This window comes from Dactylosporangium sp. NPDC049140, from assembly GCF_040648435.1.
Genome location: NZ_JBEZDS010000039.1, coordinates 12252 through 37738, shown reverse-complemented (window position 1 = coordinate 37738; position 25487 = coordinate 12252). Strand labels below are relative to the sequence as shown.

Annotated in this window: 28 protein-coding genes and 2 pseudogenes; 17 read left to right on the top strand and 13 right to left on the bottom strand. The window is 70.1% G+C overall.

Features of this window, described 5'->3' with window-relative positions; all coding sequences use genetic code 11:
- Window positions 1-38: 38 nt before the first annotated feature.
- Complete coding sequence (locus AB0B76_RS42090) at window positions 39-1133, top strand: IS630 family transposase (protein WP_360386575.1); 1095 nt, start codon at window positions 39-41, stop codon at window positions 1131-1133.
- 25 nt (window positions 1134-1158) lie between these two features.
- Here the strand turns inward: AB0B76_RS42090 and AB0B76_RS42085 are convergent, their stop codons facing one another.
- Window positions 1159-1452 carry a hypothetical protein gene (locus AB0B76_RS42085; RefSeq protein WP_360386379.1) on the bottom strand — a complete coding sequence of 98 codons (294 nt, stop codon included), beginning with the start codon at window positions 1450-1452 and terminating at the stop codon, window positions 1159-1161.
- A 1202-nt stretch (window positions 1453-2654) separates the two neighbouring features.
- Here AB0B76_RS42085 and AB0B76_RS42080 point away from each other — a divergent pair.
- Both AB0B76_RS42080 and AB0B76_RS42075 read left to right on the top strand, forming a co-directional pair.
- Window positions 2655-3107 carry a MarR family transcriptional regulator gene (locus AB0B76_RS42080; protein WP_360386376.1) on the top strand — a complete coding sequence of 151 codons (453 nt, stop codon included), beginning with the start codon at window positions 2655-2657 and terminating at the stop codon, window positions 3105-3107.
- A gap of 73 nt (window positions 3108-3180) precedes the next feature.
- A pseudogene (locus tag AB0B76_RS42075) lies at window positions 3181-3363 on the top strand (pyridoxamine 5'-phosphate oxidase family protein); the annotation flags it as partial.
- An 872-nt stretch (window positions 3364-4235) separates the two neighbouring features.
- Here AB0B76_RS42075 and AB0B76_RS42070 read toward each other — a convergent pair.
- On the bottom strand, window positions 4236-5018 hold the full coding sequence (locus AB0B76_RS42070) for a class I SAM-dependent methyltransferase (protein WP_360386572.1): 783 nt from the start codon (window positions 5016-5018) through the stop codon (window positions 4236-4238).
- A gap of 653 nt (window positions 5019-5671) precedes the next feature.
- A complete protein-coding gene (locus tag AB0B76_RS42065) occupies window positions 5672-5941 on the bottom strand; it encodes a hypothetical protein (protein ID WP_360386373.1) in 270 nt (89 codons plus the stop codon).
- On the opposite strand from AB0B76_RS42065, the gene AB0B76_RS42060 reads away from it, so the two are divergent.
- Entirely contained in the window at window positions 5931-7013 is a 1083-nt protein-coding gene (locus AB0B76_RS42060; protein ID WP_360386370.1) for a hypothetical protein, read from the top strand. The two genes, AB0B76_RS42065 and AB0B76_RS42060, sit on opposite strands and share 11 nt — an antisense overlap.
- Before the next feature lie 99 nt (window positions 7014-7112).
- Here AB0B76_RS42060 and AB0B76_RS42055 read toward each other — a convergent pair whose 3' ends face one another.
- Window positions 7113-7355 carry a hypothetical protein gene (locus AB0B76_RS42055; RefSeq protein WP_360386367.1) on the bottom strand — a complete coding sequence of 81 codons (243 nt, stop codon included), beginning with the start codon at window positions 7353-7355 and terminating at the stop codon, window positions 7113-7115.
- 64 nt (window positions 7356-7419) lie between these two features.
- Window positions 7420-7722, bottom strand: coding sequence for a hypothetical protein (locus AB0B76_RS42050; protein ID WP_360386364.1), 303 nt, complete (start codon window positions 7720-7722; stop codon window positions 7420-7422).
- A gap of 368 nt (window positions 7723-8090) precedes the next feature.
- On the opposite strand from AB0B76_RS42050, the gene AB0B76_RS42045 reads away from it, so the two are divergent.
- The 3 genes and pseudogenes from AB0B76_RS42045 to AB0B76_RS42035 all read left to right on the top strand — a co-directional run bounded on the left by AB0B76_RS42045 (window position 8091) and on the right by AB0B76_RS42035 (window position 9177).
- On the top strand, window positions 8091-8354 hold the full coding sequence (locus AB0B76_RS42045) for a hypothetical protein (RefSeq protein ID WP_360386362.1): 264 nt from the start codon (window positions 8091-8093) through the stop codon (window positions 8352-8354).
- 116 nt (window positions 8355-8470) lie between these two features.
- A pseudogene (locus AB0B76_RS42040) lies at window positions 8471-8848 on the top strand (nucleotide exchange factor GrpE); the annotation flags it as partial.
- Between the two features lie 62 nt (window positions 8849-8910).
- Window positions 8911-9177, top strand: a complete 267-nt coding sequence (locus AB0B76_RS42035) for a DnaJ domain-containing protein (RefSeq protein ID WP_360386360.1) — start codon at window positions 8911-8913, stop codon at window positions 9175-9177.
- Between the two features lie 223 nt (window positions 9178-9400).
- Here AB0B76_RS42035 and AB0B76_RS42030 read toward each other — a convergent pair whose 3' ends face one another.
- The 4 genes from AB0B76_RS42030 to AB0B76_RS42015 all read right to left on the bottom strand — a co-directional run bounded on the left by AB0B76_RS42030 (window position 9401) and on the right by AB0B76_RS42015 (window position 13037).
- Window positions 9401-9607, bottom strand: coding sequence for a hypothetical protein (locus AB0B76_RS42030; protein ID WP_360386358.1), 207 nt, complete (start codon window positions 9605-9607; stop codon window positions 9401-9403).
- A 45-nt stretch (window positions 9608-9652) separates the two neighbouring features.
- A complete protein-coding gene (locus AB0B76_RS42025) occupies window positions 9653-10285 on the bottom strand; it encodes a response regulator transcription factor (RefSeq protein ID WP_360386355.1) in 633 nt (210 codons plus the stop codon).
- An 8-nt stretch (window positions 10286-10293) separates the two neighbouring features.
- On the bottom strand, window positions 10294-12255 hold the full coding sequence (locus AB0B76_RS42020) for a histidine kinase (protein ID WP_360386353.1): 1962 nt from the start codon (window positions 12253-12255) through the stop codon (window positions 10294-10296).
- An 89-nt stretch (window positions 12256-12344) separates the two neighbouring features.
- Window positions 12345-13037 carry a hypothetical protein gene (locus AB0B76_RS42015; RefSeq protein WP_360386350.1) on the bottom strand — a complete coding sequence of 231 codons (693 nt, stop codon included), beginning with the start codon at window positions 13035-13037 and terminating at the stop codon, window positions 12345-12347.
- A 399-nt stretch (window positions 13038-13436) separates the two neighbouring features.
- On the opposite strand from AB0B76_RS42015, the gene AB0B76_RS42010 reads away from it, so the two are divergent.
- A complete protein-coding gene (locus AB0B76_RS42010) occupies window positions 13437-13982 on the top strand; it encodes a DUF4240 domain-containing protein (RefSeq protein WP_360386348.1) in 546 nt (181 codons plus the stop codon).
- Between the two features lie 314 nt (window positions 13983-14296).
- Here the strand turns inward: AB0B76_RS42010 and AB0B76_RS42005 are convergent, their stop codons facing one another.
- Window positions 14297-14533 (bottom strand): hypothetical protein, encoded by a 237-nt coding sequence (locus tag AB0B76_RS42005; protein ID WP_360386345.1) that lies wholly within the window; start codon window positions 14531-14533, stop codon window positions 14297-14299.
- Window positions 14534-15144: 611 nt separating this feature from the next.
- On the opposite strand from AB0B76_RS42005, the gene AB0B76_RS42000 reads away from it, so the two are divergent.
- A complete protein-coding gene (locus AB0B76_RS42000) occupies window positions 15145-15789 on the top strand; it encodes a hypothetical protein (protein ID WP_360386342.1) in 645 nt (214 codons plus the stop codon).
- On the opposite strand, the gene AB0B76_RS41995 is transcribed toward AB0B76_RS42000, so the two are convergent.
- Window positions 15780-17177 carry a serine/threonine-protein kinase gene (locus tag AB0B76_RS41995; protein ID WP_360386340.1) on the bottom strand — a complete coding sequence of 466 codons (1398 nt, stop codon included), beginning with the start codon at window positions 17175-17177 and terminating at the stop codon, window positions 15780-15782. The genes AB0B76_RS42000 and AB0B76_RS41995 overlap by 10 nt on opposite strands.
- Window positions 17178-17186: 9 nt before the next feature.
- Between AB0B76_RS41995 and AB0B76_RS41990 the strand changes: the two genes are divergently transcribed.
- The 4 genes from AB0B76_RS41990 to AB0B76_RS41975 all read left to right on the top strand — a co-directional run bounded on the left by AB0B76_RS41990 (window position 17187) and on the right by AB0B76_RS41975 (window position 19901).
- Window positions 17187-17768, top strand: coding sequence for an RNA polymerase sigma factor (locus AB0B76_RS41990; protein ID WP_360386338.1), 582 nt, complete (start codon window positions 17187-17189; stop codon window positions 17766-17768).
- A gap of 172 nt (window positions 17769-17940) precedes the next feature.
- Entirely contained in the window at window positions 17941-18258 is a 318-nt protein-coding gene (locus AB0B76_RS41985; protein ID WP_360386335.1) for a hypothetical protein, read from the top strand.
- Window positions 18259-18262: 4 nt separating this feature from the next.
- Entirely contained in the window at window positions 18263-18523 is a 261-nt protein-coding gene (locus tag AB0B76_RS41980) for a DUF952 domain-containing protein (protein WP_360386332.1), read from the top strand.
- A gap of 52 nt (window positions 18524-18575) precedes the next feature.
- Complete coding sequence (locus tag AB0B76_RS41975) at window positions 18576-19901, top strand: hypothetical protein (protein ID WP_360386329.1); 1326 nt, start codon at window positions 18576-18578, stop codon at window positions 19899-19901.
- Between the two features lie 351 nt (window positions 19902-20252).
- On the opposite strand, the gene AB0B76_RS41970 is transcribed toward AB0B76_RS41975, so the two are convergent.
- Entirely contained in the window at window positions 20253-20873 is a 621-nt protein-coding gene (locus AB0B76_RS41970; protein ID WP_360386327.1) for a hypothetical protein, read from the bottom strand.
- A 328-nt stretch (window positions 20874-21201) separates the two neighbouring features.
- On the opposite strand from AB0B76_RS41970, the gene AB0B76_RS41965 reads away from it, so the two are divergent.
- The gene (locus AB0B76_RS41965) at window positions 21202-21651 is read left to right on the top strand and encodes a group II truncated hemoglobin (protein ID WP_360386324.1); all 450 of its coding nucleotides are present in this window, start codon (window positions 21202-21204) and stop codon (window positions 21649-21651) included.
- A 140-nt stretch (window positions 21652-21791) separates the two neighbouring features.
- Here the strand turns inward: AB0B76_RS41965 and AB0B76_RS41960 are convergent, their stop codons facing one another.
- Window positions 21792-22325: a transposase gene (locus AB0B76_RS41960; RefSeq protein ID WP_360386322.1), complete on the bottom strand. Its 534-nt coding sequence runs from the start codon at window positions 22323-22325 to the stop codon at window positions 21792-21794.
- Window positions 22326-22338: 13 nt separating this feature from the next.
- On the opposite strand from AB0B76_RS41960, the gene AB0B76_RS41955 reads away from it, so the two are divergent.
- The 3 genes from AB0B76_RS41955 (at window position 22339) to AB0B76_RS41945 (ending at window position 25244) form a co-directional block, all read left to right on the top strand.
- On the top strand, window positions 22339-22968 hold the full coding sequence (locus tag AB0B76_RS41955) for a hypothetical protein (RefSeq protein WP_360386319.1): 630 nt from the start codon (window positions 22339-22341) through the stop codon (window positions 22966-22968).
- Between the two features lie 129 nt (window positions 22969-23097).
- Window positions 23098-23256: a hypothetical protein gene (locus tag AB0B76_RS41950; RefSeq protein WP_360386316.1), complete on the top strand. Its 159-nt coding sequence runs from the start codon at window positions 23098-23100 to the stop codon at window positions 23254-23256.
- A gap of 473 nt (window positions 23257-23729) precedes the next feature.
- Window positions 23730-25244, top strand: a complete 1515-nt coding sequence (locus AB0B76_RS41945; RefSeq protein WP_360386313.1) for an alginate lyase family protein — start codon at window positions 23730-23732, stop codon at window positions 25242-25244.
- Window positions 25245-25487 lie beyond the last annotated feature (243 nt).

Genomic DNA, 25487 nt, shown 5'->3' with positions numbered 1-25487 from the left:
TGAACTCGGCTGTGACGTTGGAGGTCCATCATGGCCTGGTGGTGCTGACAGGCGAGCAGGTGGCCGAGCTGCGGGCGCTGGTCAACAGCCGTGACGTGCCCGCGGTGGTGGCGACGCGGGCCCGGATCGTGTTGTGGACGGCCGAAGGCCGGATGCGCAAAGACATCGGTGTGCTGGCCGGGGTGTCGCTGCCCACTGTGGACCGTTGGGTCGACCGGCACGCCCGGTTCGGGCTGGCTGGCCTGGAAGAGCATAAACGCGGTGGCAGGCGGGAGCAGGTCCCGGCCGCGGTGCGGGCTCGAATCCTGGCGTTGACCCGCACGACCCCGCCGGTGGAGACGGGGCTGTCGCACTGGTCGAGCCGGGAGATGGCCCGCTACGTCTCGCGGACCGAGGAGGTGTCGGTGTCCTGGCACTACGTGGCGAAACTGTGGCGGGACAACGACCTGCAGCCGCACCAGCAGGGCACGTTCAAGCTGTCGAGGGACCCGCGGTTCGCGGAGAAGGTCGCCGACATCGTCGGGTTGTACCTGGACCCGCCCCGCGGCGCGGTAGTCCTATCGATCGACGAGAAAACCCAGATCCAGGCGTTGGATCGCACGCAACCGTTGCTGCCTATGGACTTCGGGGTCACCGAGCAACGCACCCATGACTACCTCCGTCACGGGATCACCAACCTGTTCGCCGCATTGGACGTCAGCTCTGGGCAGGTGACCGCGGCGTGTTACCCCGACCGCACCGGCGAGCGGTTCCTCGCGTTTCTGCGGCAGGCCGTCAAACCCCATAAGGGTAAAGAGATCCACGTGGTGCTGGACAACCTGTCCACCCACACCACCCCAGAGATCAAGACCTGGCTGGCAGCGAACCCGAACGTCACGTTCCACTTCACCCCCGTCGGATCGAGCTGGTTAAACCAGATCGAGATCTGGTTCGGGATCATCACCCGCCAGTCCATCCGCCGGGGCACGTTCACCTCGGTCACCGCCCTCATCGCCCGCATCCGCGACTACGTCACGCACTGGAACACCGACGCGGAACCCTTCACCTGGACCGCCACCGCCGACGAGATCCTCGCCAAGGTCCGCTGCGTCCAGACCAGCATCAAGCAACTCGTCGACAACAATGCCAGGTAGCGTGACCCTGTTGCGTTAGAACCAGTTAGCCGACGGCGATGCTTGGATTCCAGGCGGCCAGCGCCATGACCCGTTCCACCGCCTGTTTCGCCACCTTGGCCACACGCCGCGATACGGCGAGGTCGTTCGTGTCATCTCCGTACACGTCGTAGACCCCCCGCAACGCCCCATCCCGGTGACTGATACCGATCAAGAATGCGTCATTGAACTGCGCGCCCAGGTCCCACACCAGGTCGACGCACGAGATCAGGTCCCCGCCAGTCCACTCAGGACCCCACCGCGCCAATCGGTCGAGCCGGTAGTCGTACGCCTCCGACACATCGGCAGACGTCCAGCTAGGCCCCGGACCAGCTGCGACCAGCCCGACGTCCGAGACAGCACATGCGCCGATCGGTCGTGACGCACGTACCAGTAGAGAGCGTCGACACTGTCGAACAACGCAAACCGCGGCCCGACGGGCAACAGGAAGTCGTGCCCATCAGGGGGCGTTACCACCCCGCAGCGACCAACCGACGCTCCTGCCGGGCAGCACCAGCCTGACCGGCCACAGCATGTTGTCGGCGAACAACTTGTCCACGCACATATTGTGCGGCACCGACCTTAGCCCAGCATCGCACTGCCAAGATCCACTATGTCGGGGCGGCCCAAACTACCACTGACAGCCCGGACGGATAACGCAGCCAGGATCACGCGACACTAGCCGGCATCCCGCCGTGATCCTCACCGTCAACGCCGGAATCGCTCTGCTGGCCAGCACGCCAGTCCTGACATCGGTAGGACCGGAAGCCCTCGGCCTCGCCGAGCCAGTTCACCGTCGGTGACGAGCTCTGGTCGGTCGTCGCAACCCAACGGCGGCATGTGCGGATGCCGTTGGGACACCTTCGGTGCGTGGGACCATCTGCTGATGGTCACATGGCTCACCGATCCTGACGGCTACAGGATCGAACTCGTGCAGTGGCCATCGGACCATCCGGCCGGCATGACGGCGGCCGACTTCGCTTGACCGATCCGGCCGAATACGTGCGGCACCGCCGAACGCGACCTCGTCAGCAGACAGCCGATCGCCGCCGTCACGCCGTACAGCGTGCGACACGAGGCATGTCCACAAGCGGCGCGGCCGTACTAGCCATCACGCTTCGTGGCGAGCGGATCGCGGCTATGAGCGTGCACGGCCGATCACGAGGCAGGAACTCAAGGATGATCACATGTTGGCACACGTCCGTGGGGGCGTGCGGCCGGCGCTCGTCTGTGTCAGGAGTTCTCGGGCGAGACGCGCGGCGAGCTGGCGCAGTAAACCGGCGATGAGCAGCCGGAGCCGACCGGGAGGGCGGTCTGGCACCGTCGGGCTGCACGGCAGGGCCGAGTACATGAGCGGAGTACCCGCGTCTGTGACCGGAGGAAGCGGGGGGAATTCGTGCATCAGGCGACTCTCCTTGTTGTGATGGGGGCCCTCTGAAGATAGTTGCATACGCCGGATATTGCAAACGCTGGTAATGGGCAAAGGCCGTGTACCCTAGTTGCATGGCGGTACGGGAACAGGGCGTCGATGACGCCGTCGTGTGCGCGCAGAGCTGGCGAGCCTTGGCCGGGTTGCACGCTCGGATCGAGCAACGGCTCGAGCGAACCCTGCAGGCCGCGCACCGGTTGAGCGTCGTTGAGTACTCGGTGCTCGAGCTGCTGTCGCGTCAGGAGCGTTGGCACATGCGGATGCAGCAGCTCGCCGACGCGGTCGTGCTCAGTCAGAGCGCCACCACTCGGCTGGTCACCCGGCTGGAGCAGCAGGGCCTCCTGGGCCGTTACCTGTGCGAGAACGACCGTCGGGGCATCTACACCGAGGTCACCGAGGCCGGCCTGCGACTGCTGGCAGAGGCCCGCCCGACCCACGACCAGGCCCTCCGTGAGGCGATGCACGACGCCGAGCAACTGCCCGAGTTCGCCGGCCTGGTCGGCGCGCTGCGCAGCACACCCGCCTAGATAATCGCTTCCTCGTAGCCATACTCGGCTGATGATCGTCGACGCGACAATGCCGCCCGCGTGGAGCGGGCCGAGCGGACACGTCAACATCTCACCCCAACGGCGTGGCCGCGGCACGTTCGCGATACGCGACGGGCACCGGGTCGCCTATCTCGACTATCACGGCAGCGGCGCGGAGACGATCGCCCACCTGCAGGAGAACGCAAGGATCACCCCGATGTTCTGCGCCTTCCAGGGGGCGCCGTCCATAGTCCGCGGCGCTGGGCGCCCGCCGGCGGGTGCGTGACGGGCAGCAGCTGACCGTCGCCGTCCTGGCCGCCGCGGAACCGCTGCGGCCGCCGCCGCCCGCGCCGTATCCGGCGCAGCTGAACGTGCTGCGGGTGGTGTCGGGGCGCAAGCCCTCGTCGCCTTCCGCGGCAACCAGTACTCGGTGCCGCCGGGCATGCCGGGCAGCAGCATGGTGGCTGATCTGGCTCGTCGCAGCAACGGTCCGATCGGCCATGATCGAGTGAGATCAACTCGGCACAAGCGTTAGCCGACCTAGCGATGCGTCGCTGGCGTGAGATACGAAGCGTGACGATTATCAGGTCGGTCGCCGCGCGGCGCTCGCGGCAGATCCGGATGCCTGACGGCCATCATCGACGCGCTGCTCGAGCGCCAACCCTTCATCTCGGCGCTGCAGGTCTGGGAGCAGATCCTCGACAACACCGATATCGAGGTCTCCTACGGCAACGTCGCCATGGTCGTCAACCAACGGCGGACCTATTTGGAATCTGGCGCGCCTACTGTTCTCGACCATGATCGAGATTCCTTGGGACAGGTTTCCCCTGGTGGACGGGCATTCGAAGGCGACCGAGAGGCCCTGACCGCCCCCGCCGACCGACTCGCCGACGTCGCAACTCCATCCGGCCCGACACCGAACGAACTCGGCAACGGCACGGCCTTCATTCCGCTCACCGCCGTGCGCGCCAGCCTCCGGGAGGGCCCTCCGTGACGAGAGCACCTCGCACAGAATCTCGGACGCCCCGTGCGGCCGACCTGCACGGGGCGCCATTGCTGCCCTTCAATCAGTTCCCCAGCGGGGACACGGGCGCTCTGCTGAAACCAACCGCCACTGGTCGAAGCGATTCACCGGACTCGTTGGGCGATCCTCAGCTCAGTCAGGTAGCGCTTGACAATTTGACCCCCGTAGTCCGCGTCGATCAGCCGCGCGATGGAGTTCAGCAATGCGCTGCGCTGCACGTCCGGCAAGGCACGGTGTCCGGAGTAGGTCAACAGCAGATCCAGGTAGTCAGCTGTCGAGTACGGCAGCTCCCACTCGTATCGGTAGAACTTCGCAGGCCCGAATCGACCCGACGAGGTGAGCTCCCGATCGTCTTCGACGATGTCACGAGCGGTCTCAAGACGCAGGCCCGGTGGGGTCGACGGATCGAATCGCTCGTAGCACTTCTGGATCTCAACGAAGAATGCCTCGGTCCAGGTGCCGCCAGCGATGTGGTGGGTTCCCACGGTGGCCAGCAGGCCACCGAGACGCAAAGCGTCAGCAGACTTCGACACCCGCACCGCGGGTTCGATCCAGTGAAACGCGGTAGCGGAAAACACCATGTCGAACGGTTCACCGGGCAAGGGCCACTCCTCGAACGCCGCCGTAACGACCTCCACCGCGTCGAACGCGGCAAGATTTCGCCGAGCCACAGCCGCCATGTCCGCGCCCAACTCGACAGCCACGATGCGGTAGCCCCGCTCGGCCAGCGGCACGGTCGCCTGCCCGGTGCCACAGCCGATCTCCAGCACTCTTGCCCCAGGCGCTACCCCGGCCGCAGCGAGATCATCAAACATCTGCACTGGGTACCGGGGGCGGGCACGGTCATACCGTGCCGCGTCCTCATTAAAGGTCTCTCGCAACCTCACGTCGTCATTGCTATCGCTCACCAACAGAGAGTACGAGCGCAGCTCCGACGGCAGGCCCCCAATTTTCGATGCCAGGCACGGCAGGGTCCAGCCGCTCGCCCGCCTGCCGATCGTTACCGGAAATTCGCAATAACGTGCCCAAATCATGAGCCGCGCCTGGATCGGCCACGAACCGGCACTACGCAGTTCGGGGCAACTTCGATGGCACACATGCCCACCCCAAGGTCAACCCAACCAGCATCGTGAAGGGGCTCCAGCATCCACCCGTGCCATTCAATCGTGTCCGCCCAGGCAGCGGACCTGGGCCCCGAGCACCTTGGGTGGCAAAGAACAATGCCCTGCCGCGGCAGCGCGGCAGGGCAGCCCCCGGATAGGCGCCAAGAGCAGCCGGCCGCCATGTCTCTGCCGCTGGCGATGCTGAGGCTGGAGCGGCCTGCACGCCGCGGCGACCTACGGTCAGCGGGGCGTCGCCTCGCGCCGAACCTCCGGGGCCGGTGAGTGGGCGCTGGACCCGGTGCGGGGTCAGTGGTTCGGACACGGGCGGTCTCCTGTGTCAGTAATGCCCTGGTGCGTGCACGCCGGGGCGGAGCGTGGATGGGGCATGGTGCAGGTGGTGGCGGCTGTTCGGGTGCGGGCCGGTGCGGCGTGCCGGGTCAGGCGCGGCGGAATACGGCGATGCGGCCGTCGTCGAGCTCGACTTTGTGCATGTCGGCGCGGAAGAGGTGCTCGGTGAAGGCGACGAGGTCGAAGTAGCGCTCGGGGATGCCGGCGGTGGCGAACGCGGCGGTCCAGCCGTAGCGGTCGCGTTCGGTGCGGGCGAACGTGTGCCGGGTGTCGTGGATGTCGGCGAACGCGGTGGTGACGGTGTCGGGGGTCGGGTCGGTGGTGCTGACGCCGGGGAGGGTGAGCCAGATGGAGCGCAAGGAGGACGCGGCGTTCGGCCCGGTCGACCGCATCGGCCAGCTCACGATGCGCAACCTCGACATCGCCGACTCGCACGCCACGCTCGAGCAGTACGTCACGCTCAACGTCATCGGCAGCCCGCACCCGATGCTCGTCGGCGCCAACCAGACCCCGTCGGCCGACCTGCTCGGCGCGATGCCGGCCGGCGGTGCCGCCGCGATCGCGGCCCGGAGCAACGGTCTCGCCGACGATGAGCTGCGCGACCAGGCCGCCATGGAGGCCGGCACCGACCAGGCCAACCGGTTGGTGAGCCCCGGTTGTCATGAAGTCGTCAAAATCTCTCCGGCGTGTCGTTTGCTCTCGATCGCTCGCCGCTGTGGGATGCGCGTCATGACCGATGCGCACGACCAGGGGCTCACCCTCCACCTGATTACGCATGTGCCGGCCCACGAGCCGCGTGAGGAAGATCCCCACTACCACCTCTTCGAGCAGGTCAAGGCCCGGATGAAACGCCAGCGACTGTGGCGTTGCGCGATCAACGACAACTACTGCGGCGGCAACGTCGAGCTGCACCACTCGCACATCGAGTTCTCCCAGGCCGGCGGCGTCGACCTGGACAAGATCAACAGGCAGCTCGGGCTGCACCTCGACGACGACGGCGACTTCCAGGAGTGGATCGAGTCGCCGGGCAACCTCGAGCCGCTGTGCGCGGTACACCACCGCACCCACTTCGGGGTCCACGTGATCCCGGGCCCGCTGTGGGAGCCGCTGCGCTTCCGGGCCGCCGACGTCAAGCCGTCCGCCGAGTTCGTCCCGGCCGACGAGGTCGACGACGACGGCAAGGACGAGAAGACGGTCGTGAAGACCACCAAGACGACCACCGTGCGCCGCCGGCCGACGAAGTCCGGCGAGATCGAGGTCGACAAGATCGAGGACGAGAAGACCAAGGTGAAGGTCGTCGCCGGCCACCACACGGTCGAGGAGCACGTCGAGCGCACCCACAACGTGGACAGGGTCGCAGTGCCGCGGCCGAGGGCCCCGCACAAGCCCGAGCGCCGCGGCTTCTTCGCCCGCATGTTCGGCCGCGACTGACGGGCCGCACCTACACCCGAGCGTCGACCTTCACGACCACGCCGTCGATCTCGTGCTCGAGCCTGTGGCGGCGTTCCCCCTATTCCGCGATGTAGCCCTTCACGCCGGCCGCTCGGCGAGCCCGAGATCGGCGTGGTCGGTCCACAGCCGGTCCAGGGTGCCGACGGCCGCGGCCGCGTCACGCAGCAGCACCAGGGCAGCCCAGGTGTCCTTCCCGCCCGACACCCCCGCCCGGTACAGGTCGTAATCACGCAGGTTCGGCGCGGACCCGGCGGTGGCCGTGGCGCCGGGCCCGTGGGCGGAGGCTGCGGGCAGGACCAGCAGCGGCAGCACCGTCGGCATGGCGAATCCTCCAGATCGGGGTCAAAGGCGGCGGCTTGCGCCGTTCGGTGCTCAGGGACTGTGGTCAGCGGGCCGTGGCGAGGGCCGGGAGGCCGCGGCTGCTCAACGCCGCGTACCGACATGACACGGGCTCGGCGTGGTGCCGGCCGCCGCACTCAATGACGCCCAGAACCCGTCTAGGGTCCGCGAGCTTGTGGCGGGTCAGCGCCTCCAGCTCGTCGATCCTGTCCGCCCGCAGCGCCTCGTAGTGCTCCAGCTCAGCGGCGTGGGCGTCGAACACGGGGACGTCGGGAAACGCCCGCAACCACATCCGCAGGTAGAGACCAACGCCGACGGTGTTGAACGGCGCCAGCGTGCTGGTCCGCATGTACAGCAGGCACACCTCGGCGGCGGTCCCCGGACGGGTGTCCAGGCCAGCCGCGACACGCTCCAGCAGCTCCCGCCGATCGCGGCGGTCGGCAGTCGGTGGGTGGTGGCGAGGCGTTCGATGGTGCACAGCATCGGCAGGTCGAGCTGGGCGTGGGTGCGGCCGTAGGCGCCGTAGCCGTGGGCGTGGAGGATGAGCGCGTCGGTGCCTTCGGCGAGGCCGGTGACGTGGGCGATGTGTAGGCGGCTGGCCGGCAGGTCGGCGGTGATCCGGGTCCGGAAGGTCAGGGTCGGGTCGCCCGCGCCGCGGACCAGCGGGCGCGTCAGGAGATCGACGCCCGCAACGAGCTCGACAGCGTCGCGCACCAGGTGCAGCGCCGCCTCGACGAACTCGGCGATCAGGTCCCCGAATATGAGCGGGCCCGGGCCGGGATGCTCGTGCAGGAGGCCCGGATCGGGTGCGGAACCCTGACCAACGATCTCCTGCAGATCCTGTTCGGGCTGCAGTCCTCCGCGCAGCAGCAGACCGGTGGGGGACAGCCCGCGGGACAGGAGGCAGAGCACGCCGCTGGGCGGTCCAGCGGGTCGGTTCCGGCCGATGACGTCATCGACGCCGACTTCAGCGGAGGGTGAGCCATGGCCGCGCCGAACGGCGAGGGGATCCACGCCGCCACCGATGACCCGGGCCGACCGGCGAACCGGCCCGAGACCGAGGCGGCGGCCCGGCCGGGGACCCGGCGCTCGCCGAGGTGCGAGAGCGGGCGCAGCGGGCGATCGCCGACGCCGACAACGCCTGCAAGCGGGCCGAGCGGACGGCCGCCGAACGGGTCACCGCCGAGCGGCAGCGGGTCGCCGCGGCGTGGCTGCCCGTGCTGGACAACCTCGACCTCGCGCTGCGCCACGCCGGCGCGGACCCCGAGGCGATCGTGCAGGGCGTGGCACAGGTCCGGGACCAGGCCGCGGACGTCCTGGCCCGGCTCGGCTTCGGCCCGGTCGGTGAGCCCTTCGACCCGGCCCGGCACGAGGCGGCCGAAGCGGTTGAGGAGCCGTGCGTACCGGCCGGCACGATCGTGCGGGTCATCCGCCCGGGCTACGGCGGCGACACGCTCCTGCTGCGCCCGGCCGTCGTGGCCGTGGCCCGCGCCGGCGGCGGGGGGTGCCGAGGGGGCGGACGCGGATCGGGGCTCCGATGGCGGCTGACCGGCGCGACTTCTACGAGGTCCTCGGCATCCCGCGGACTGCGACGGCGGAGGAGATCCAGCGCGCGTACCGCACGCTGGCCCGCCGCAACCATCCGGACGTCAACAAGGAGCCAGGCTCCGAGGACCGGTTCGAGGACATCACCGAGGCCTACGACGTGCTCTCGGATCCGAAGAGCCGCCGCAAGTACGACCGGTTCGGCGCCCAGTGGCGGCAGGTGCCCGACGACGTCGAGCAGCGCGCCGGGGCACGGTAGCGTGCGTCGGCCGGCGCCGGGTTCCCCGGTCAGGGCGCCGGCTTCGGCGGTCGGGGCGGCATCGGCGGGGAGGTCGACCTCGAGGACCTGCTCGGCAGCATCTTCGGCGGGGGACAGGGCGGTGGCGGCGACCGTTTCGGACGTGGGCCGGTGCCCGGCGCCGACACCGAGGCCGAGATCACCATCAGTGTCGAGCACGCCTACCACGGCGGCCGGCGCCGGATCACGCTGCGGCGATTTGCACGTCGCGCAGGTTGACGCCGGTGAAGCGGGTGGCGAGCCAGTCGAACGTGGGTCCCAGCTCGGACCAGCCGGTGCGGTTGACCTCGGCGCCGAAGAGAGCGACCGAGTCCTTCTGATTGTTGTCATGCTGCTGCGGATGAGTCGTGTCGGGAGGTACAGCGGGAATGGGGTGGTGGATCGCCCACACCGGCTGGCACTACTGCTCCGACAGCAGCGTTACGGAGAGGCAGTGTTACGGCGAGCCCAGGCCAGCGTCGCGGGCTCGGGCCACGGCCGCGGCCCGATCCGCGACGCGGAGCTTGGCGAACACGTTCGATACGTTGTTGCGTACCGTCTTCTCGGTGAGCCCGAGGCGGGCGGCGATCGTCGCGTTGTTCGCGCCGGTGGCCATGAGGGCGAGGATGTCGCGTTCGCGGCTGGTCAGATCGGGAAACGGATTCGTGGTGTGTTCGGCGCCACCGGCGAAGAACTGGGTCAACCGGGCTGCGACCGCCGCACCGAAGATCGCCTCGCCGGATGCCACGACCAGGATCGAGCGCAGGATGGTCTCGGGTTCAGCGCCCTTGAGCACGTACCCCCTGGCGCCGGCACGCATGGCGGCGAAGATGGATGCGTCCTCTTCCACCATGGTCAGCACCAGGACGGCGACACCGGGTACCGCTGAGACGATCTGCCGGGTGGCGTCGACCCCGTTGACGCCCGGCATCCGCAGATCCATGACCACGACGTCGGGCCGCTGCGCCAGCGCAATGGCGACCGCCTCGTCGCCATCGGCGGCCAGGCCGACCAGCTCGGTATCCGGGGAGTCGGCGATCAACGAGCGCAGGCCGTCGCGGAACAGTGGGTGATCGTCGGCGACGACCACGCGGACGGTCATGGCGCGGCCTCCGGCAGCGGGAAATCGGCGTGCACGAGGGTGCCGCACGGTTCCCGGCGGCTGATTACACACCGGCCGCCGAGTTCGGCGGCCCGCTCGCGCATCGAGTTCAGCCCGACCCCAGCGCGGTACCCGTCGGGCAGGCCGGCACCACCGTCCGCAATGGACAGTTCGAGCCCGCCGTTGACGGCGAGCCGGACGGAGACCGGCGATCCGGGGGCGTGCCGGGCAGCGTTGGTCAGCGCCTCGACCGCGATCCGGTACGCGGCGACCTCGACCGCGGCGGGCAATGCGGGCAGATGGCCGGAGACGTCAATGTCGGCCGCGCCGAGCTGCATCGCCTGCTCGCGTACCGCGCCGGCGAGCCCGAGCTCGTCGAGGATTGGTGGGCGCAGGTCGTAGACGATTCGCCGGATGTCGTCGACCGCCGCCTCGGTGGCGTGCCGGAGCGTGGCGAGCAGTTGTGTGGTCGGCTCGTCGGTGCCGGTGGCCCGCCGGGCGGTGTCGATGCCGAGCGCGATCCCGGCGAGTGTGGGGCCCAGACCGTCGTGCAGGTCGCGCCGTAGCCGTCGCCGTTCCTCCTCGCGCGCCGCGACCAGACGTTGCCGGGAGGCCTGCAGGGCGTGGGTCAGCACGATCGCCCGCGCCGCCACCGCGACCTGACTGGCCAGGCCGGACAGCAGCCGCCGCTCGTCCGGCAGCAGGTCGCTGTCGGTGCGGGTCTGCAGCGTGAGGTGCCCGATCGTCTCGCCCGCGAACGGCAACGGCAGTTGCTCGGTGCTACCTGGCACCGCGCGCCCGTAGGTGCAGAGGATTTCGCCGCCCGCCTCGATCGCGACGTACCTGAGCCGGAGCGCTTCGGCGACGGTACGGGCCGCCGCCGGAAGGATGTTCTCGGGCACCCCGGCCGCATCGAGCCGGTCGCCGAGCCTGGCGAACGCGGCAGCGGGGTCGTCGCGCAGCCCGTACACGAGTTGGTTGATCCGCCGTTGCGCCAGGTCGCGTAACGGGAGCACGGCGAGCGCGGCGGCGCCGGCGGCGGCGACCTGCGGGACCAGCCCGTCGACGAACAACCCGAGCGAGACGACGACCACGACGTACACCATGACCAGCACGACGCTCAGGAACCCGTAGACAAGCGTGCGGCTGAGCACCGCACGGGTATCGAAGAGGCCGTGCCGGACGATGCCGACCCACGCCGCGAGGCCGAGGGCGATCGCCGCGCTGTTCTCCAGGATCGCGACCGCGGCGGTGTTGCCGGTGGTAATGCCCACGACGACACAGGTCAGGTACGCGGCGGGCACCACGAAGGAGACCCACGCGGCGGAGCGCAGGGCGGTCGCGTACGGTCCCGGTCCGCGCCGGGCGAATCGCCACATCGAGACACACGCGAACAGGCTCAGCGGCCCCAGCACCAGGATGCTGATCACCAGGACGTTCGCCGCGGGTACGCCGATCGGGTTGTAGACGCCAGGCACGTCGATCGAGTCGGTGGACAGCGCCGCCCACACGAACAGCACCGCGAGCTCGATCGCGTAGACCCAGCCGAGTGCGCGCCGCCAGCGCGTGTCCAGCCGCCGATCCGGGAACAGCAGGATGCCGAAGGTGGCGACCAGCGGCACCCCGACCAGCGCGAAAGGCATGTTCACCAGGTACAGCCAGGAAGCCAGCCGTAAATGCCCGAGGTGCACCGCCACGTCGGACGCCGCACCCAGCCCGGACGCGACCGGGGTGGCGGTGCCGGAAACCAGGAAGATCCAGCCGGTGCTGCTGCGCGGCTGGGTGCGCAGGATCGCCGCGCCGACGAACGCGACCGACAGGTAGATCGCGGCAATGACCGACAGCATGACCGACAGCCAGGTCAGCTCGCCGGTGCCGACGAGGGCGAGGCCCAGCACGGCAAACAGCACGGCCACCGTGATGGCGGCTACGCTGACGGGGCGTCGATGCGCGGTCATCACCGATGATTGTGCGCTGCGGCCCGCCAACTGGGAAGCGCCCGCAACCAGGCCACGGTCGGCCTGGTCACGGGCGCCGCCGATGGTGTTCATGCGGCGACGGCGACCGGCTGCGGCGCCGGGGCTGCGGCGCCGGTCGGCAAGTCCCACTCGTCGTTCGGGGTACGGGCAATCTGGTACGCCACGGCCAGCGAACCGATGCCGATCACAACCCCGGAGGCGTAATCGACGGCCGGGCTGACCGCGTGGCCGACCGTGTGCAGGACGACGTACAGGATGTAGAGCGCACCGACCCACCACCCGACGGCGTGCGACCGCCACAACGCGATGCCCAGGATCGTCATGCCGACGATGTGGCCCAGGACGAAGGTGAGCACCAGGACGTTGAAGATGGGATCGGCCATGATCGCGTCGACGAGCGCCGCAGCACCCGCCCGGTCGGGCAGCTTCGAGCCTTCGTACAGCGCAAGTTGCACACCGCCGAGGCTGATCAACCCGGCGAGCCAGGCCAGCGCGGATAGTCCACCGCCGAGAAGGGCAAGTTTCGGCGCGCCCCGGCGGGCCAGCCGCGCAGCGTAGACCATCGCGGGTACCAGGCAGATCAACGCGAGCAGCATCGCATTCGACGCGGCGGCCAGCCCCGAGTGCGCGATGTAGTCGCGGAACTGGTCCGCGGCCGGCGCCTCGTCGTTCTGAGTGACGACCAGCGGGATGGCGGCTGCCACGCCGCTGATTGAGAGGGTGACCACGGCTGCGGTTCGGGAAACGGTACGGATGTCCACGGTGTACTCCTGTTCCGATGGTCGGTTGGTCGTCACCAACCATCGGCGGCCCGGTGTCCCGGGCGGCAGAGGTGCGTGTCCCGCCACCGTCGGGAATCCCTGAGATCCTCACCTGATACTGACCCCCGACGGCATGGAGACCAGCGGACTGCGCTATATCGCCCGAGGCGGGGAGTTGCACGCCTTCCTTCGATCCACCTGGTACCACACCGATCTCGACACGCGGCGCACCGCAGCGGTCGATCGGGCAGTGTAAGAGCCTCAGCGCACCAGCGTCCGCAAACCGCGATCGGGGCGCTGAAGACTCGGCAGTAATCGTTGGTGTTCGACACATGCAGGAATCTGCCTGCGGCAGCGTGATCTTGCCCGTCACGACGCTCCACGATCACAATATTCGGCGTGTACACCAATGCCGCATGGCAGTTGATCGACGAGGCGCGAGCCGACCTGCCCGTGCATGCAGACGCGGACGACGTCGCCACACGGATGAAGGCCTTGCTCACACCACGCGAACCCGCCGACATCCTCGCGTTGGCCCAACCCCTGTGGGACCTGTTTACCAACTCGTACCGGGTCGATCTGTGGGCCGCCGCATACCTCATCAACGGCGGTGCCTCCGACGACGGCTTCGACTATTTCCGCGGCTGGCTCATCGCACAGGGACGCACCACATACGAGCAGGCACTCGCATCACCGGACGGCCTCGCCGACCATCCCGCGGTCATCCACGCCGCGGCCACCGGCGAAGACCTCTGGGGCGAAGCCATGATCAGCGTCGTCTGGGACACCTACGAGACCGTCACCGGCAAAGCACTGCCCGACGACGCCTACACCGGCACCTATCCGGACCTCGACTCGGACTCGGACTTCGATTTCGACGACGACGCCGAGATGCGCCACCGCCTGCCCCGACTCACCGCCCTCTTCCACGGCAACCAGACCTGAACAGCCGGCCGTGTTAAGCCGCCATTCCCCAGAGATCTTGGTTTCCGGATCTGCCGCCGAGGGTGCGCGACCTGGACCACGTCTGTTACGCCGCGTGACGACGTCCCGCTTCGGTCGGCGCGCTGAACTGCCGATGAGCGGGCACGCGATCTCGCGCGGACTCAGCGCAGGCCATCCTCGCGACGCTGCGGTACCCGCCAGTACCGGTGCCCGCCCGCGGCCTCTTGTCATCCGCTCGCGATGGCATGCCGGAAGGGTCGACAGGATCTGACGATGGCCGGATCATCTCGCTCTGGAGCGCGCGCGGGCCGTGGTCAATAGTCGAGACAGATGGCTGCGTTGGTGATGCCGCTGTATATCGTGCCGACCTGTAATGCTGGGTCGCCGAACAGCTGGGCCTCGCCGCGGTAGACAGCGACGATGGCCTCCTCGCCTCGCCACCAGGTGTCGGCGACGCCGGCGATCTCCAGGAACTGGTGAACGACGTCGGTGAGCCGTGTGCGGGAAAACCGCATGCACGGTTCGATGGGCGGGTGCTGGAAACGGAACACCCTGGACAAGGTCACCGCAGTGGGACAACCGGCCGGGAAACCGCCGGCACGAAGGCTGTGGGACCTACGCCCAGATCGAGTCACCGCGCCAGCGCCCGACCCTACGCTACGTGTTGATCAAGCTCGGTGGCCGCCCGGGTGATCTTTGCGGGGTGCCCGGTTGTGGCACGGCGGAATACACGGCCAGCGCCATCAGCCGGGCGAGCGCCCGGTGCGGGTTCGCCGGAGCAGGGCTTCGCCGGCCCGGACACCAGGGCCGGCGCCGTCATCGACTGGCTCAAGGCCGACTACGGCCTCGGCCACGCGGTGGAGCTTGTCCACATCATCAAGAACGGCCCGACGATCCCGGTAAGCACGTCGGCACCACGGGCTCGCCCCGCGACGAGACCGACACCCTCTGGCTGGACGGCAAGGCCACCCGCCCGGCCTGACCGGCTGTCGGGTTCGCGACTGCGGCGCCGCGAACAAATGTCCGGACCGGCCTGGACGGCAAGGCCACCCGCCCGGCCTGACCGGCTGTCGGGTTCGCGACTGCGGCGCCGCGAACAAACGTCCGGACCGGTGCATCGAACGCTTCGACAGCAACCCAAACGATGCACTCGGGAGTCCCCATGCGTATGAAGTTCCTGACCCTGCCCGCCGCCGTCGCCGCCTGCGCGCTGCTCGTCGCCGCGTGCGGGCCGGCGGTGCGGCACCAGAGCGGCGACGCCGCACCGGCCGGGGCGCCCGCGTCGAGCGCGGCGGCGCCGCCCGCGGCGAGCGGGGATGCCATCACGACGCCGGCCTCCTCGCCGGCGTCGCGGGCCTCCTCGCCGGGCCCGGGTAAGACCGCGAAGCCGGTCGTGCTCGGCCCGACCGGCCTGGGCCAGCTGCAGCTCGGCATGACCCGTGTGCAGGCCAACGCGACCGGGCTCGTGACGTTCAAGGAGCCGACGGACGCCGGGTGCGAGCTGTCGCATCTGTCGGCCGCGCCGAAGGCCGAGGCCTACGCCAATCTGTCCCGCACGCTCGGCGTGGCCGCCATCGACGCCTACGACAGCAGCGTCAAGACCCCCGAGGGCGTGCACATCGGCATGCCGATCGCGGAGGTGCGGCGCATCTACCCGAGCCTCGACGTCACGGTCCTGAACGACCTCGGCCACACCGGCGTGCCGGTGCCCGGCAACAGCCAGGCCGTCTTCCGCATCGGCCGCGACGCCGACAACAAGGTCAAGGAGCTGACGCTGCAGTACCGCAATCAGAACTGCTACGAGTAGACCGCCGCGGCCGACCAGCGCAGGCCGGCCAGGACCCGATCGGTGCGGTCGAGGCCGCCGGCCTGCTTGATCTGCAGGTAGATGCCGAAGTCGCGGCCGGGCACGGCGACGGTCACCTCGCTGAAGGAGACCCCGCCGGCGCACGATGCCCAGGTGCGCACCAGCGCCCGGCCGCCGCGGTCCACGCCGACGGTCCGGTCGGGCCGGCGGACGCAGCCGCCGTGCTCGGGAAACGTGGGCTCCGGCCCACGTTCGCTGAGCACCGCCAGGGCGCGGCTCGCGCCGACGAAGACGCCCGGCGCGGCGCCGCCCGGCCAGGCCGCGAGGTCGGCGGAGACGACGAGCGCGGGCGCGTGCCCGGCGGGCAGGCCCAGCGCGGCCGGGTCCCAGCCGGCGTCGCGTAGCTGCCCGGCCCACTCCGGCGGCACGGCGAGGGAGAGGGCGCCGGTGGCGTCGCGGACCCTGGCCCAGCCGGGCGGGGTGACCAGCGTGGCGGCGGAGCCGGCGAGGGCAAGGACGGCGGCGAGCGCGGCGGCGGCGACGCCGGCGGCCCGGCCGAGCCGTCGGCGGACCCGGCCCCGGGCCGTGTGCTGCTCCATCGCCGCCGCGGTGCGCCGCAGGGCGTCCGCGAAGACGGGGGCGGACGCCCAGCGCTGACGCGGGTCGGCGCGCAGGGCGCGACGCACCAGGTCGTCCACCGCCGACGGCAGGCCGGGCCGCAGCTGGGACGGCCGGGGCCCGGCCCGGCCGGCTCGCTGCGGTGGTCGGCCGGTGAGCATGTGGTAAAGGGTCGCGCCGATCGCGTAGACGTCGGCGCGCACATCCAGGCCCCCACCGGGGGTCGCCTGCTCGGGGGGCATGTAGCCGGGGCTGCCGGCGGCGACGGTGAAGCCCGAGGCGTTGGCGAGCGCCTTGGCCAGCCCCAGGTCGGCCACGAGGATCCGCTCCCGATCGCGATCCGGCTGGAACAGCACGTTGGAGGGTTTGAGGTCACGATGCAGGACACCGTGTTCGTGCAGCACCGCGACGGCCCCGGCGATCTCGGCCGCCACGTGCAGCGCCTCCCGCGGCGGCAACGGCCCGGCGTTGAGCCGGTCGGCGAGGGTGCCGCCCGCCGCGAAGGGCATCACCAGATAGGGCCGCCCGTCGGGCAGCTCGCCGACATCGAGAATCCGCACCAGACGGGGGTCGTCGGCCCGGCGCAGGATGCGGCCCTCCTGCGTGAACCGGTCGCGCAGATCCGGGTGGTACGACCAGTTGTCGGCCAGCACCTTGATCGCCACGGAGGCGTCGAGGGCGTCGTCGGCGCCCAGCCACACCGTGGCGAACGCTCCGGAGCCAATGCGCCGGACCACGCGATAACGACCGATCTTGTCCGGGACTGACACGTTCGTATTATGGCCGCACCACGCGAGGAACGGGGAATGCCGATGCCGGACGACGGCGAGCTGGACGAGCTGGCGGGCCGGGCCGCGGCCGGGGATCGGGCCGCCCTGGACGCGCTGCTGGCCCGGATCGGCCCGCAGGTGCTGCGCCAGTGCCTGCGGTTCCTGCCGTGCCTGCAGGACGCGGAGGAGGCCTGCCAGGACACCCTGCTGCAGGTGGCCCGGAACATCGGCGGCTTCGGGGGCCGGTCCCGGTTCTCCACCTGGCTGTATGCGGTCACCGCGAACTGCGCCCGCCAGACCTACCGCGGCCTCAAGCGCCGCGCCGGCGAGCACCCCGTGCCGGTGTTGCCGCTGGACGCCGCCGACCCACGCACCACGAGCGTTCTCGTCGGGTCCCGCCTGGACCTGCTCGACGCGCTTGAGCGGCTGGAGTCGCATCGGCCGGAGCTGGTCGCGCCGCTGGTGCTGCGCGACGTGTGCCAGCTGACCTACGAGGAGGTGGCCGAGCACCTGGGCATCCCAATGGGCACGCTGAAGTCGCGGATCCACGACGCCCGCCGCCACGTCCGGGCCTCGCTGCAGGGCGCCTGACCACGGTGATCGGCCCCGGTGTCAGGGGGCGCCGCTAGCCCGGTCCAGAGCTTGCCGGCGGCCGGACGTGAAGGTTCTGTGGCGGTTGGCCTTCGGCCGGCCGGTGCTTGGCAAGCTGGGCGCCGTGAGGACGGCAGCGGTGGCGCGAGGCTTGGGCGCCGGCGTCGCGAGCGTGGCAGCGGCTCTCGGCGTCGGGTGGACGATCCTCGCGTCGGCGTCGCCCGCCACGCCGTGCGACAGCGATCTCGTGTGCCTGCCGGACCTGGGGCCGGTGATCCACGCCGTGCTGGCGTTCCCGGTCGTCGTCGCGGTCGTGGGGCCGCTCGCCGGCCGCCTGGTTCGCGTGCCGCGGCCCTGGTGGCTCGCGGCACCGGTGGCGTGGGCGGTGGTGCTGGCGTGCGTCGGGCTCGGGCCGGTCGGCGGGCAGGCGTCCTGGCCGTTCTCCAGCGCCCTCAGCTGCCTCGCGATCTGCTGGTGCCGTACGGGTTGATCGCGTGGTGGACGTCCCGGCCGGCGCCGGCCGGAACGCAGGCCGCCGCGCCCTGTACAAGATCCTGCTACCGCAGGAGTGGGCGGCGCTGGACGCCTCGGGTCGCTTCGACGGCTCCCCGTTGGACTGCACCAGCGGGTACGTCCACCTCTGCACCCGCGCCCAGGTCGCCGCGGTCGCCCGGTGCCGCTTCGCCGGCGCCGGGCCGCTGATGCTCGTGGCGTGCGCGCCGACGCGTTCGGCGAGCGGCTGCGGTGGGAGATGATGCCCGACGGCCGGCGTATCGAGCTGACAAGGTGATCAACTACGGTGCCGGTGTGCAACACAACGGCGGCGACGAGCCGCGGCCGGTCGAGGTCATCGGGGTCCGTGAGTACCGCGTGCCGTTGCCGTTCGCGGCGTCGTCGGTCAAGGCGCCCGAGCTGTCTGTGGCGCCCACACGTCGGCGGCGGTGGCTACGGGTGGTGCTGGCCTGCTGGGTCGCGGTGGTGGTGGCCGCCGCGCTCTACCTCGCTCCCGGCACCGACGCGAGGCCCGTCGCGGCGACCGGTTCGGCGGCGCCGACTGCTTCGGCGCGGTCGAAGAGCCGGGCCGAGGTGAAGGCCGACCTCATCAACGACGGGCTGGCCGCGCAGAGCCGGGCGCTGCTCGCTGGCGACCTGGACGGCTATCTGGCGCACGTCGACGTGCGGCTGCACGATGAGTTCACGCAACGGTTTCACTCGCTGCGGGCGTTGGGCGTGGCACGGTGGACGGCGCGGGTGACGAAGATGCCGCCGGACATTGGTGACCAGTCGTCCGTGGTGGTGACGGTCGGGTACTGCCTCGGCGACGCCGGCTGCGAGCCGGCCGTGCTCGTGCTGCCGAGCAGGTGGACGGTGCAGGACGGGCGAGCCGTCGCGACCAAGTTCGAGCGCACGGTGCTGCCGTGGGATCTCACGCCGTTGCGGGCCGTGGCCGGGCGGCGGGTCATCCTGGCCGTGCCCGCCTCGCACGCCGGCGATCTGCGCCCGGCGCTCGCGGCCGCCGACCAGGCGGCCGACATCGCCGACCGGTTCGCCCGATGGGGAGCGCCACCGAAGCGGTACGTCGTCTACTTCGCCGGGCCGGACGAGTGGCGTACCTGGTTTCACGGGCGCGGGAAGACGTCCGACGGCTACGCCGCGGGCCCCTACGGGATGAAGGTCCGGGCCGAGCAGATCGGCCGGGACGGGCTGAGCCAGCTGCTGGCCCACGAGTTCACGCACGTGGTGAGCGTCGGCCTGCAGGACGACGACCGGGAGGACTGGTGGCTGGTGGAGGGGCTGGCCGAGTACGTCGCGGATCGGGACGGCTCCTGGACGCGGGACCGGCTGCCATTCGTGCGCCGCTATCTGCGCGCCGGCCGTTGGGACGGTGCGATCACGCTCGGCAGCATGCCGGAGGGCGCGTCGGAGGACGACGGGCGGGCGCGGTACGGCATCGCGCTGCTGGCCGTGACCTGCCTGGTGAAGCGGTTCGGTGAGGACCGGATGCTGGACTTCTTCACCGCCGTCGTCCGCGAGCAGTTCGACCCGGAAACCGCTGCGCCCAAAGTGTTCGGCGCGGAGTGGGCGCCGGTCGCCGCGGCCTGCGCCGCCGAGGTGCGGGCCCGCGCGCGATGATGAGGCACAGTGCTGACGACCCGGTTCACGAGACGACTCGGCGCCCGCTGCAACCGCAGCGACGCCAGATGCGGCAGCAGCGCCGCCGCGAACGCCACAAGGGCACTCAAGCCGGATCCGCACTGGTCGATCACAGAATCGGTGCCGGAGCCAGCACGTCGTGTCCGCCGGCACACGCGACGTACGAGCACGCGGACCGATCAGGTGCGCACATCTGCCGCGGATGGTGCGCGGTGGAAGGACGGTGCTCGTCGAATGGAGCGACCGGCGCCTCGAGGCAGGCGACGGCGCGCTGGCGATCGTGCAAGCGTCTGGTTCCGTGTACCGGCACGTTGTCGCCGCGGCGTTGGATCACCCCGACTCTGATGGCGTCGCTGGCGGATCGCTGCGGGTGGGCCGCGGCGAACTGGCAACATTCAGCGTCGCGGCGGATGGCGCCGACCCGCTCCTTCCGGCCGGCTCGGGTTCGATCCCGGCGGAGGATGGACGACCTGCCCGCGGAGCTGATCCGGGCTGTTCCTGGGGGCGAGGTGTTCCGTCCATCGGCTCGGCGTGTGCTGGTACACCGAGGTCCTTGACGACGACCGGCGGCTTTGGCGGAGCCGGCCAGAGCTGCAGGCGCAGCGGGAACGGGCTGCCGGTGCGTGACTGCGCGGTGAGCAGTTCGTGCGTCAGCGACACGCGCAGGCGTAGGCCGCCGGCCGGTACGTCGAAACGGTCGCCGTCGTGTTCGCCGTACGTCGGGCAGGTCAGGCGCAGTCGGCCCGACGGCGAGCGCAGGCTGCACTCGGCGACGATCGCGAAGGCGTCCACGTCGAGCGGTGCCGGGGCGGCCAGCACTTCGACGGTGACGACGACGTGGTCGTTGACGCCGGTCCAGATCGCGACGGCGTCGTCGGAACACCTTCCCGAACGGCGTGCAGCCGCCGACGCGCAACGCTCGACCACCCAGGTCGCGCACGTTCCGGCCACCTGACCAGTGCAACACATCCATCACCGCCTCCGCTCAAACGACTTCCAGACCGTTCACCATGGTGCTTCACCACGGGCAGTGCCAAACCGAGCACGGCGCACCCTCATGCCGCGACTGGCGCGGAGGTACCGACTGTGCCGATGGTCATCGGTGGGACGAGGTACCGCGCAGGTCGGCCGTCTTACCACCGGGCGACCAACAGCTCATCCAGCGTCATCCCGAGCCGGCCGTAGGTGACCACGCTCGTCACCACGAGGTACGGTCGCAGCGATCGGATCTTCGGGAAACGCGCACGCCGCTCAGCCCTAAGCTACGGAGGACGAGGCAATGACCACTCTGTACGAATTCGCCGGCGGCGACGAGGTGCTGCATCGCCTGGAAGAACTGTTCTACACCAAAGTGCTGGACGACCCCGTGCTGCGCAGCGTGTTCCCCACTCGCCAGCCGAGCCACGTCGAACATCTCACGTGGTTCACCGCCGAGTCCTTCGGTGGCCCGAACAGATTCACCACCGGCCCCGGATTTCAGTACCTCATTGACGTCCACCGCCATCTGAAGATCACCGACGAACAGCGGGAACGGTTCGTCGCCCTTTACCTCGAAGCGATCGATGAAGCCGGCCTACCGGACGACGACGCCTTCCGCGCGGCCGTAGGCGAGCACCTTGACTTCGGCGCCCGCGTGGCCCAGCAGAACTCGCATGCCGAGACCGATGACCAGCTGCATCCGATCCGTGAGGTCTCCGCCTGGACATGGCCGCGACAGTCTGAGAACTGACGGGCATCTCGCCATCGGCAGCACTTGATCGGCTGCGCGCTCATGGTTCCCCTCTAGTCAAGGGGTTGTAGCGAGGTTTGTTCTATCCTGGTTCGTGGCGGGTCCGGGCTGTGACTTGTCCGAAGAGGCGGTTGCCGGGATCAGGCCGTCCGTGCTGGATTGCAGAGTCGCTCCCGATTGATGCGCCGGTTGCCGACCCGCGAGAGCCGGTGGCGGCGTTGGTCGCCGGAGGACGCTTCGAGTGGTGCGGTGCCGTTCCAGGAGGCGAAGTGCGCGCTGGTGCGGAACCGGCGGATGTCGCCGATGTCGCCGAGCAGGCGGGCGGCTGCGGACGGGCCAATGCCGTAGAGCTCGGTCAGGGTGCTGCCGTAAGCGGCCAGGAGATGGTGGAGCTGTTTGTCCGCGGCCCGGATCTTCGCGTCGATGGTGGTGAGTTCGTCGATGAGCTCACGGGCCAGGTCGTGGCGGGTCTGCGCGACGATGCCGGTCGGCGGCGGTACGGTGCGCAGCAGGTAGCTGGCCTGGCCGCGGGTTAGGAACTTCTTCGCCCCGCCGGGAATCAGCTCGAGCAGCAGGTGGTGGATGCGGCTGACCGTCTCGGTCCGGGCCCGGCCGAGTTCGTCGCGGCGGTCGATCAACAGCCGCAGCACCACGGTGGCGTCCTCCGCAGCCACCTCACGCAAACCTTTGGCACGTAACGCTGCCACTGCACGTCCGCCGCGCCCGGCTCGTGGCGCTGCTCGCTGGGCCGCCGCCGCAGTGCAACTCTGCCCGCAGACGACCGATATCGAGGAAGCCCAAGCGTGGGCGGCCGACTGGGAGGCGGCCGGTGTTGAGGGCGTGATCGCGAAAGACCCGGACGGCCGCTACCAGCCCGGCCGGCCAGGCTGGATCAAGCTGAAAACACGGTCAACAGCCGAAGCGATCGTTGGCGGTGTCACCGGCAGCCTGTCCGCGCCCGGGGTGTTGCTGCTCGGCCTGTACGACGCCGCGGGCCGGCTCCGCTACGTCGGGCAGACGATGCCGGTCGGTGAGGTCGGCCGCGAGCTCGACATGGCCCTGGTGCGGTACGTGACCCTACGCCGCGGCGCCGACGTCCGGACGCCGTGGCCGCGGCCTCTGCCGGCCGCCTGGTCTGGGCGGCCGGGGGAGCGGAGGCCGGTGCCGTACATCCCGGTCCAGCCGACGGTCGTGGTCGAGGTCGAGGTGGATGCGGCGTTCGACGAGGACGCAGGCCGGTGGCGGCACCGGACCCGGTTCCTGCGTGTGCGGGCCGACCTTTCCGCGTATGACGTGCGACGAATGAGCGCATCGTGAGTGACTGAAAGCTGCACGAGGAGAGGATCGCTGCGCTGTTTCGGCAGGTCAGCACGGTTGGCTTCGGCAGGTCGGCACAGTCGACGAGTTCCGTGGCTTTTTGTGTGTCTCGACTACTGCGCGTATGGCATGGATTTCCGTATCGCGATCGTCTTGCTTATCGCCCGCGTCGTTGACGACACCCGCCGTGCCCTACGACTGTGCCTGCTGCTGCTGGCCGCTGCGCCGGTGTCCGGGATCGCAATCTACGTCGGCGTGCACGTGGTCCCGGCGCTCATCAAGCCTTGATCATTCGCAGCCGTCGTCGAACTCGGCGAGTCGGTCCGGGGTGACCATGCGCAGGTCGCCGACGTCCGGGCCGTGCCGGTGCAACAGCTGCTGCAACTGGGCGGTCGTGCACCAGGTTTCGCCGCCCCGCGGGTCGATGACGCGGTGCCAGGCGCGTTCGCCGTGGCCGTCGAGGTCGAGTCAGCAGGCTTCGACCCGCCAACCGCCGGCGTGCAGCACCGCCTCCATCAGGCGGTGATCGCTCGGCGTTTCGGCAGGTCCAGAGCCCAGCATGCCTCGACGCGACCTGCAACACTGGAATTCTGTGGAAGCCCGTTCCGGTACGATGCCGCTGCGCGTCGGCGAGGTGCTGTCCGCCGGGCGGTGCGGCTGGTGCGCCAGGTCGCGCTGGACGCGGTCTGGTCCGCGCTGTGCTTCCGCCCGGCCTGCCGGAGTTTCTGTTATGCCGGTCGGCGCCGGCCTGTCTTCCAGGTATGCGCAGATCATCGTTTGGGAATGCGACCGTTGACCGGCGGCAGGTGCTGCGGGCGGCCGGACTGGTCGGCCTGTCCGGGCTGGCCGTGGTGGGTGGTGTGGCCGGGGGAGCAGCGGTGGCCGACGCTGCCGCCTTCGTGCATCCCGGGCTGCTGCACACCGCGGCCGATTTCGACCGGATCCGCAGGAAGCTGGCGGCGAAGGACCCCACGGTGACGGCGGGGTGGGGGCGGCTGACCGCGAACGGCCGCTCCAGCGAGAACTGGCGGGCGCGGCCGCTGGCCACCGTCGTGCGGGGCGGTGACGGGCAGAACTACCCGCAGTTGTACTTCGATGTGCACGCGGCATACCAGAACGCGCTGCGCTGGCGGATCACCGGCGACGTGGCGCACGGCAACGCCGCGCGGGACATTCTCAACGCCTGGTCCGCCACCATGACCACGCTCACGGGCAACGCCGACCGGTTCCTGGCTGCCGGCATCTACGGCTACCAGCTGGCCAACGCCGCCGAGATCGTGCGTGGCTACGACGGTTTCGACGCGGGTCGGATGCGCGACCTGCTCATGCGGGTGTTCTACCCGCTCAACGACCAGTTCCTGACCAGTCACAACGGCGCGTGCATCACCAACTACTGGGCGAACTGGGACCTGTGTACCGTGGCGTCGGTCATGGCGATAGGCGTCTTCGCCGACGACCGTTCGCTGTTCGACCGCGCCGTGGAGTACTTCAAGAACGGCCCCGGCAACGGCTCGATCCGTAAGGCGGTGCCGTTGCGGTACCCCGGCGGCCTCGGCCAGTGGCAGGAGAGCGGGCGCGACCAGGGCCACACCGTCATGGGCGTCGGCCTCATGGCGACGATCTGCGAGATGGCCTGGAACCAGGGCGTCGACCTGTACGGCTACGACGACAACCGGTTCCTGGCCGGCGCCGAGTACGTGGCCCGCTACAACCTCGGGCTCGACGTGCCTTTTACCACCTTCCGGTGGGGCACGGGGCAGAACTGTGCGGGCCGGGAGCAGACCGTCGTTTCTGCCGGCTCGCGGGGCCAGCTCCGGCCGGTCTGGGAGATGGTCTACAACCACTACGTGCAGCGTCGAGGGCTTGCCGCGCCCAACGTGGCCGCCATGGCCGCCCAGGTGCGGGTCGAGGGCGGCGGGGGCGACTACGGCTCGGCCAGCGGCGGGTACGACCAGCTCGGCTTCGGCACGCTGCTGTACACCAGGGACCGCGCCGCGGCGGCGAGCACGCCGGCGTCAGGTGCCGCCCCAAGCGTGCGCGCGAGCGCCGCGCCGAGCCGGGGTGTGGCCGGTCTGAGCTCGGCGGATGCGATCATTCCGGAGGACTCCACCGGCGCCAACGGCGGCGAGCTCGACCTCGCGGGGCAGCAGGGGGCCGGGCGGGGCGGCCTGGGCGCGGGGGCCACCGCCGGCGTGGTGGGCGCGGCGGCGCTGGTGGCCGTGGCGGCCGGTGGCGCTCTCGTCTGGCGCAGGCGCCGGGGGGCCGGGAATTCCTGATATATCGCGATGCGGACGCCGGGTGGGTACGAGCGAGGCGGTCGAGGAGCTGCGCCAGGACGCGCGGCGGACCGCGGCCGCCGTCGTCGCGGCCAGACGTCAACTGCCGCCGGGCACCACCTGAAGCTGCGGGAACCACCGGCAGTCCTGACGGACACCCACTCGAGTGCTGGCAGAGGTCGGCCCGAGCCGCTCGCGTTCGCCCGCAGCCGTTCTCTACACGGCTGCGGGCGTCATGCTCTC

What these genes read in the sequence shown, in the direction of transcription:
- AB0B76_RS42080 (WP_360386376.1), top strand. Translation starts at nt 2,655, where the DNA reads ATGGCGGTACGGGAACAGGGCGTCGATGACGCCGTCGTGTGCGCGCAG.
- AB0B76_RS42060 (WP_360386370.1), top strand. Translation starts at nt 5,931, where the DNA reads ATGGAGCGCAAGGAGGACGCGGCGTTCGGCCCGGTCGACCGCATCGGC.
- AB0B76_RS42055 (WP_360386367.1), bottom strand. Translation starts at nt 7,355, where the DNA reads ATGCCGACGGTGCTGCCGCTGCTGGTCCTGCCCGCAGCCTCCGCCCAC.
- AB0B76_RS42050 (WP_360386364.1), bottom strand. Translation starts at nt 7,722, where the DNA reads ATGCGGACCAGCACGCTGGCGCCGTTCAACACCGTCGGCGTTGGTCTC.
- AB0B76_RS42035 (WP_360386360.1), top strand. Translation starts at nt 8,911, where the DNA reads ATGGCGGCTGACCGGCGCGACTTCTACGAGGTCCTCGGCATCCCGCGG.
- AB0B76_RS42020 (WP_360386353.1), bottom strand. Translation starts at nt 12,255, where the DNA reads ATGACCGCGCATCGACGCCCCGTCAGCGTAGCCGCCATCACGGTGGCC.
- AB0B76_RS42000 (WP_360386342.1), top strand. Translation starts at nt 15,145, where the DNA reads ATGCGTATGAAGTTCCTGACCCTGCCCGCCGCCGTCGCCGCCTGCGCG.
- AB0B76_RS41990 (WP_360386338.1), top strand. Translation starts at nt 17,187, where the DNA reads ATGGCCGCACCACGCGAGGAACGGGGAATGCCGATGCCGGACGACGGC.
- AB0B76_RS41965 (WP_360386324.1), top strand. Translation starts at nt 21,202, where the DNA reads ATGACCACTCTGTACGAATTCGCCGGCGGCGACGAGGTGCTGCATCGC.
- AB0B76_RS41950 (WP_360386316.1), top strand. Translation starts at nt 23,098, where the DNA reads ATGGATTTCCGTATCGCGATCGTCTTGCTTATCGCCCGCGTCGTTGAC.
- AB0B76_RS41945 (WP_360386313.1), top strand. Translation starts at nt 23,730, where the DNA reads ATGCGCAGATCATCGTTTGGGAATGCGACCGTTGACCGGCGGCAGGTG.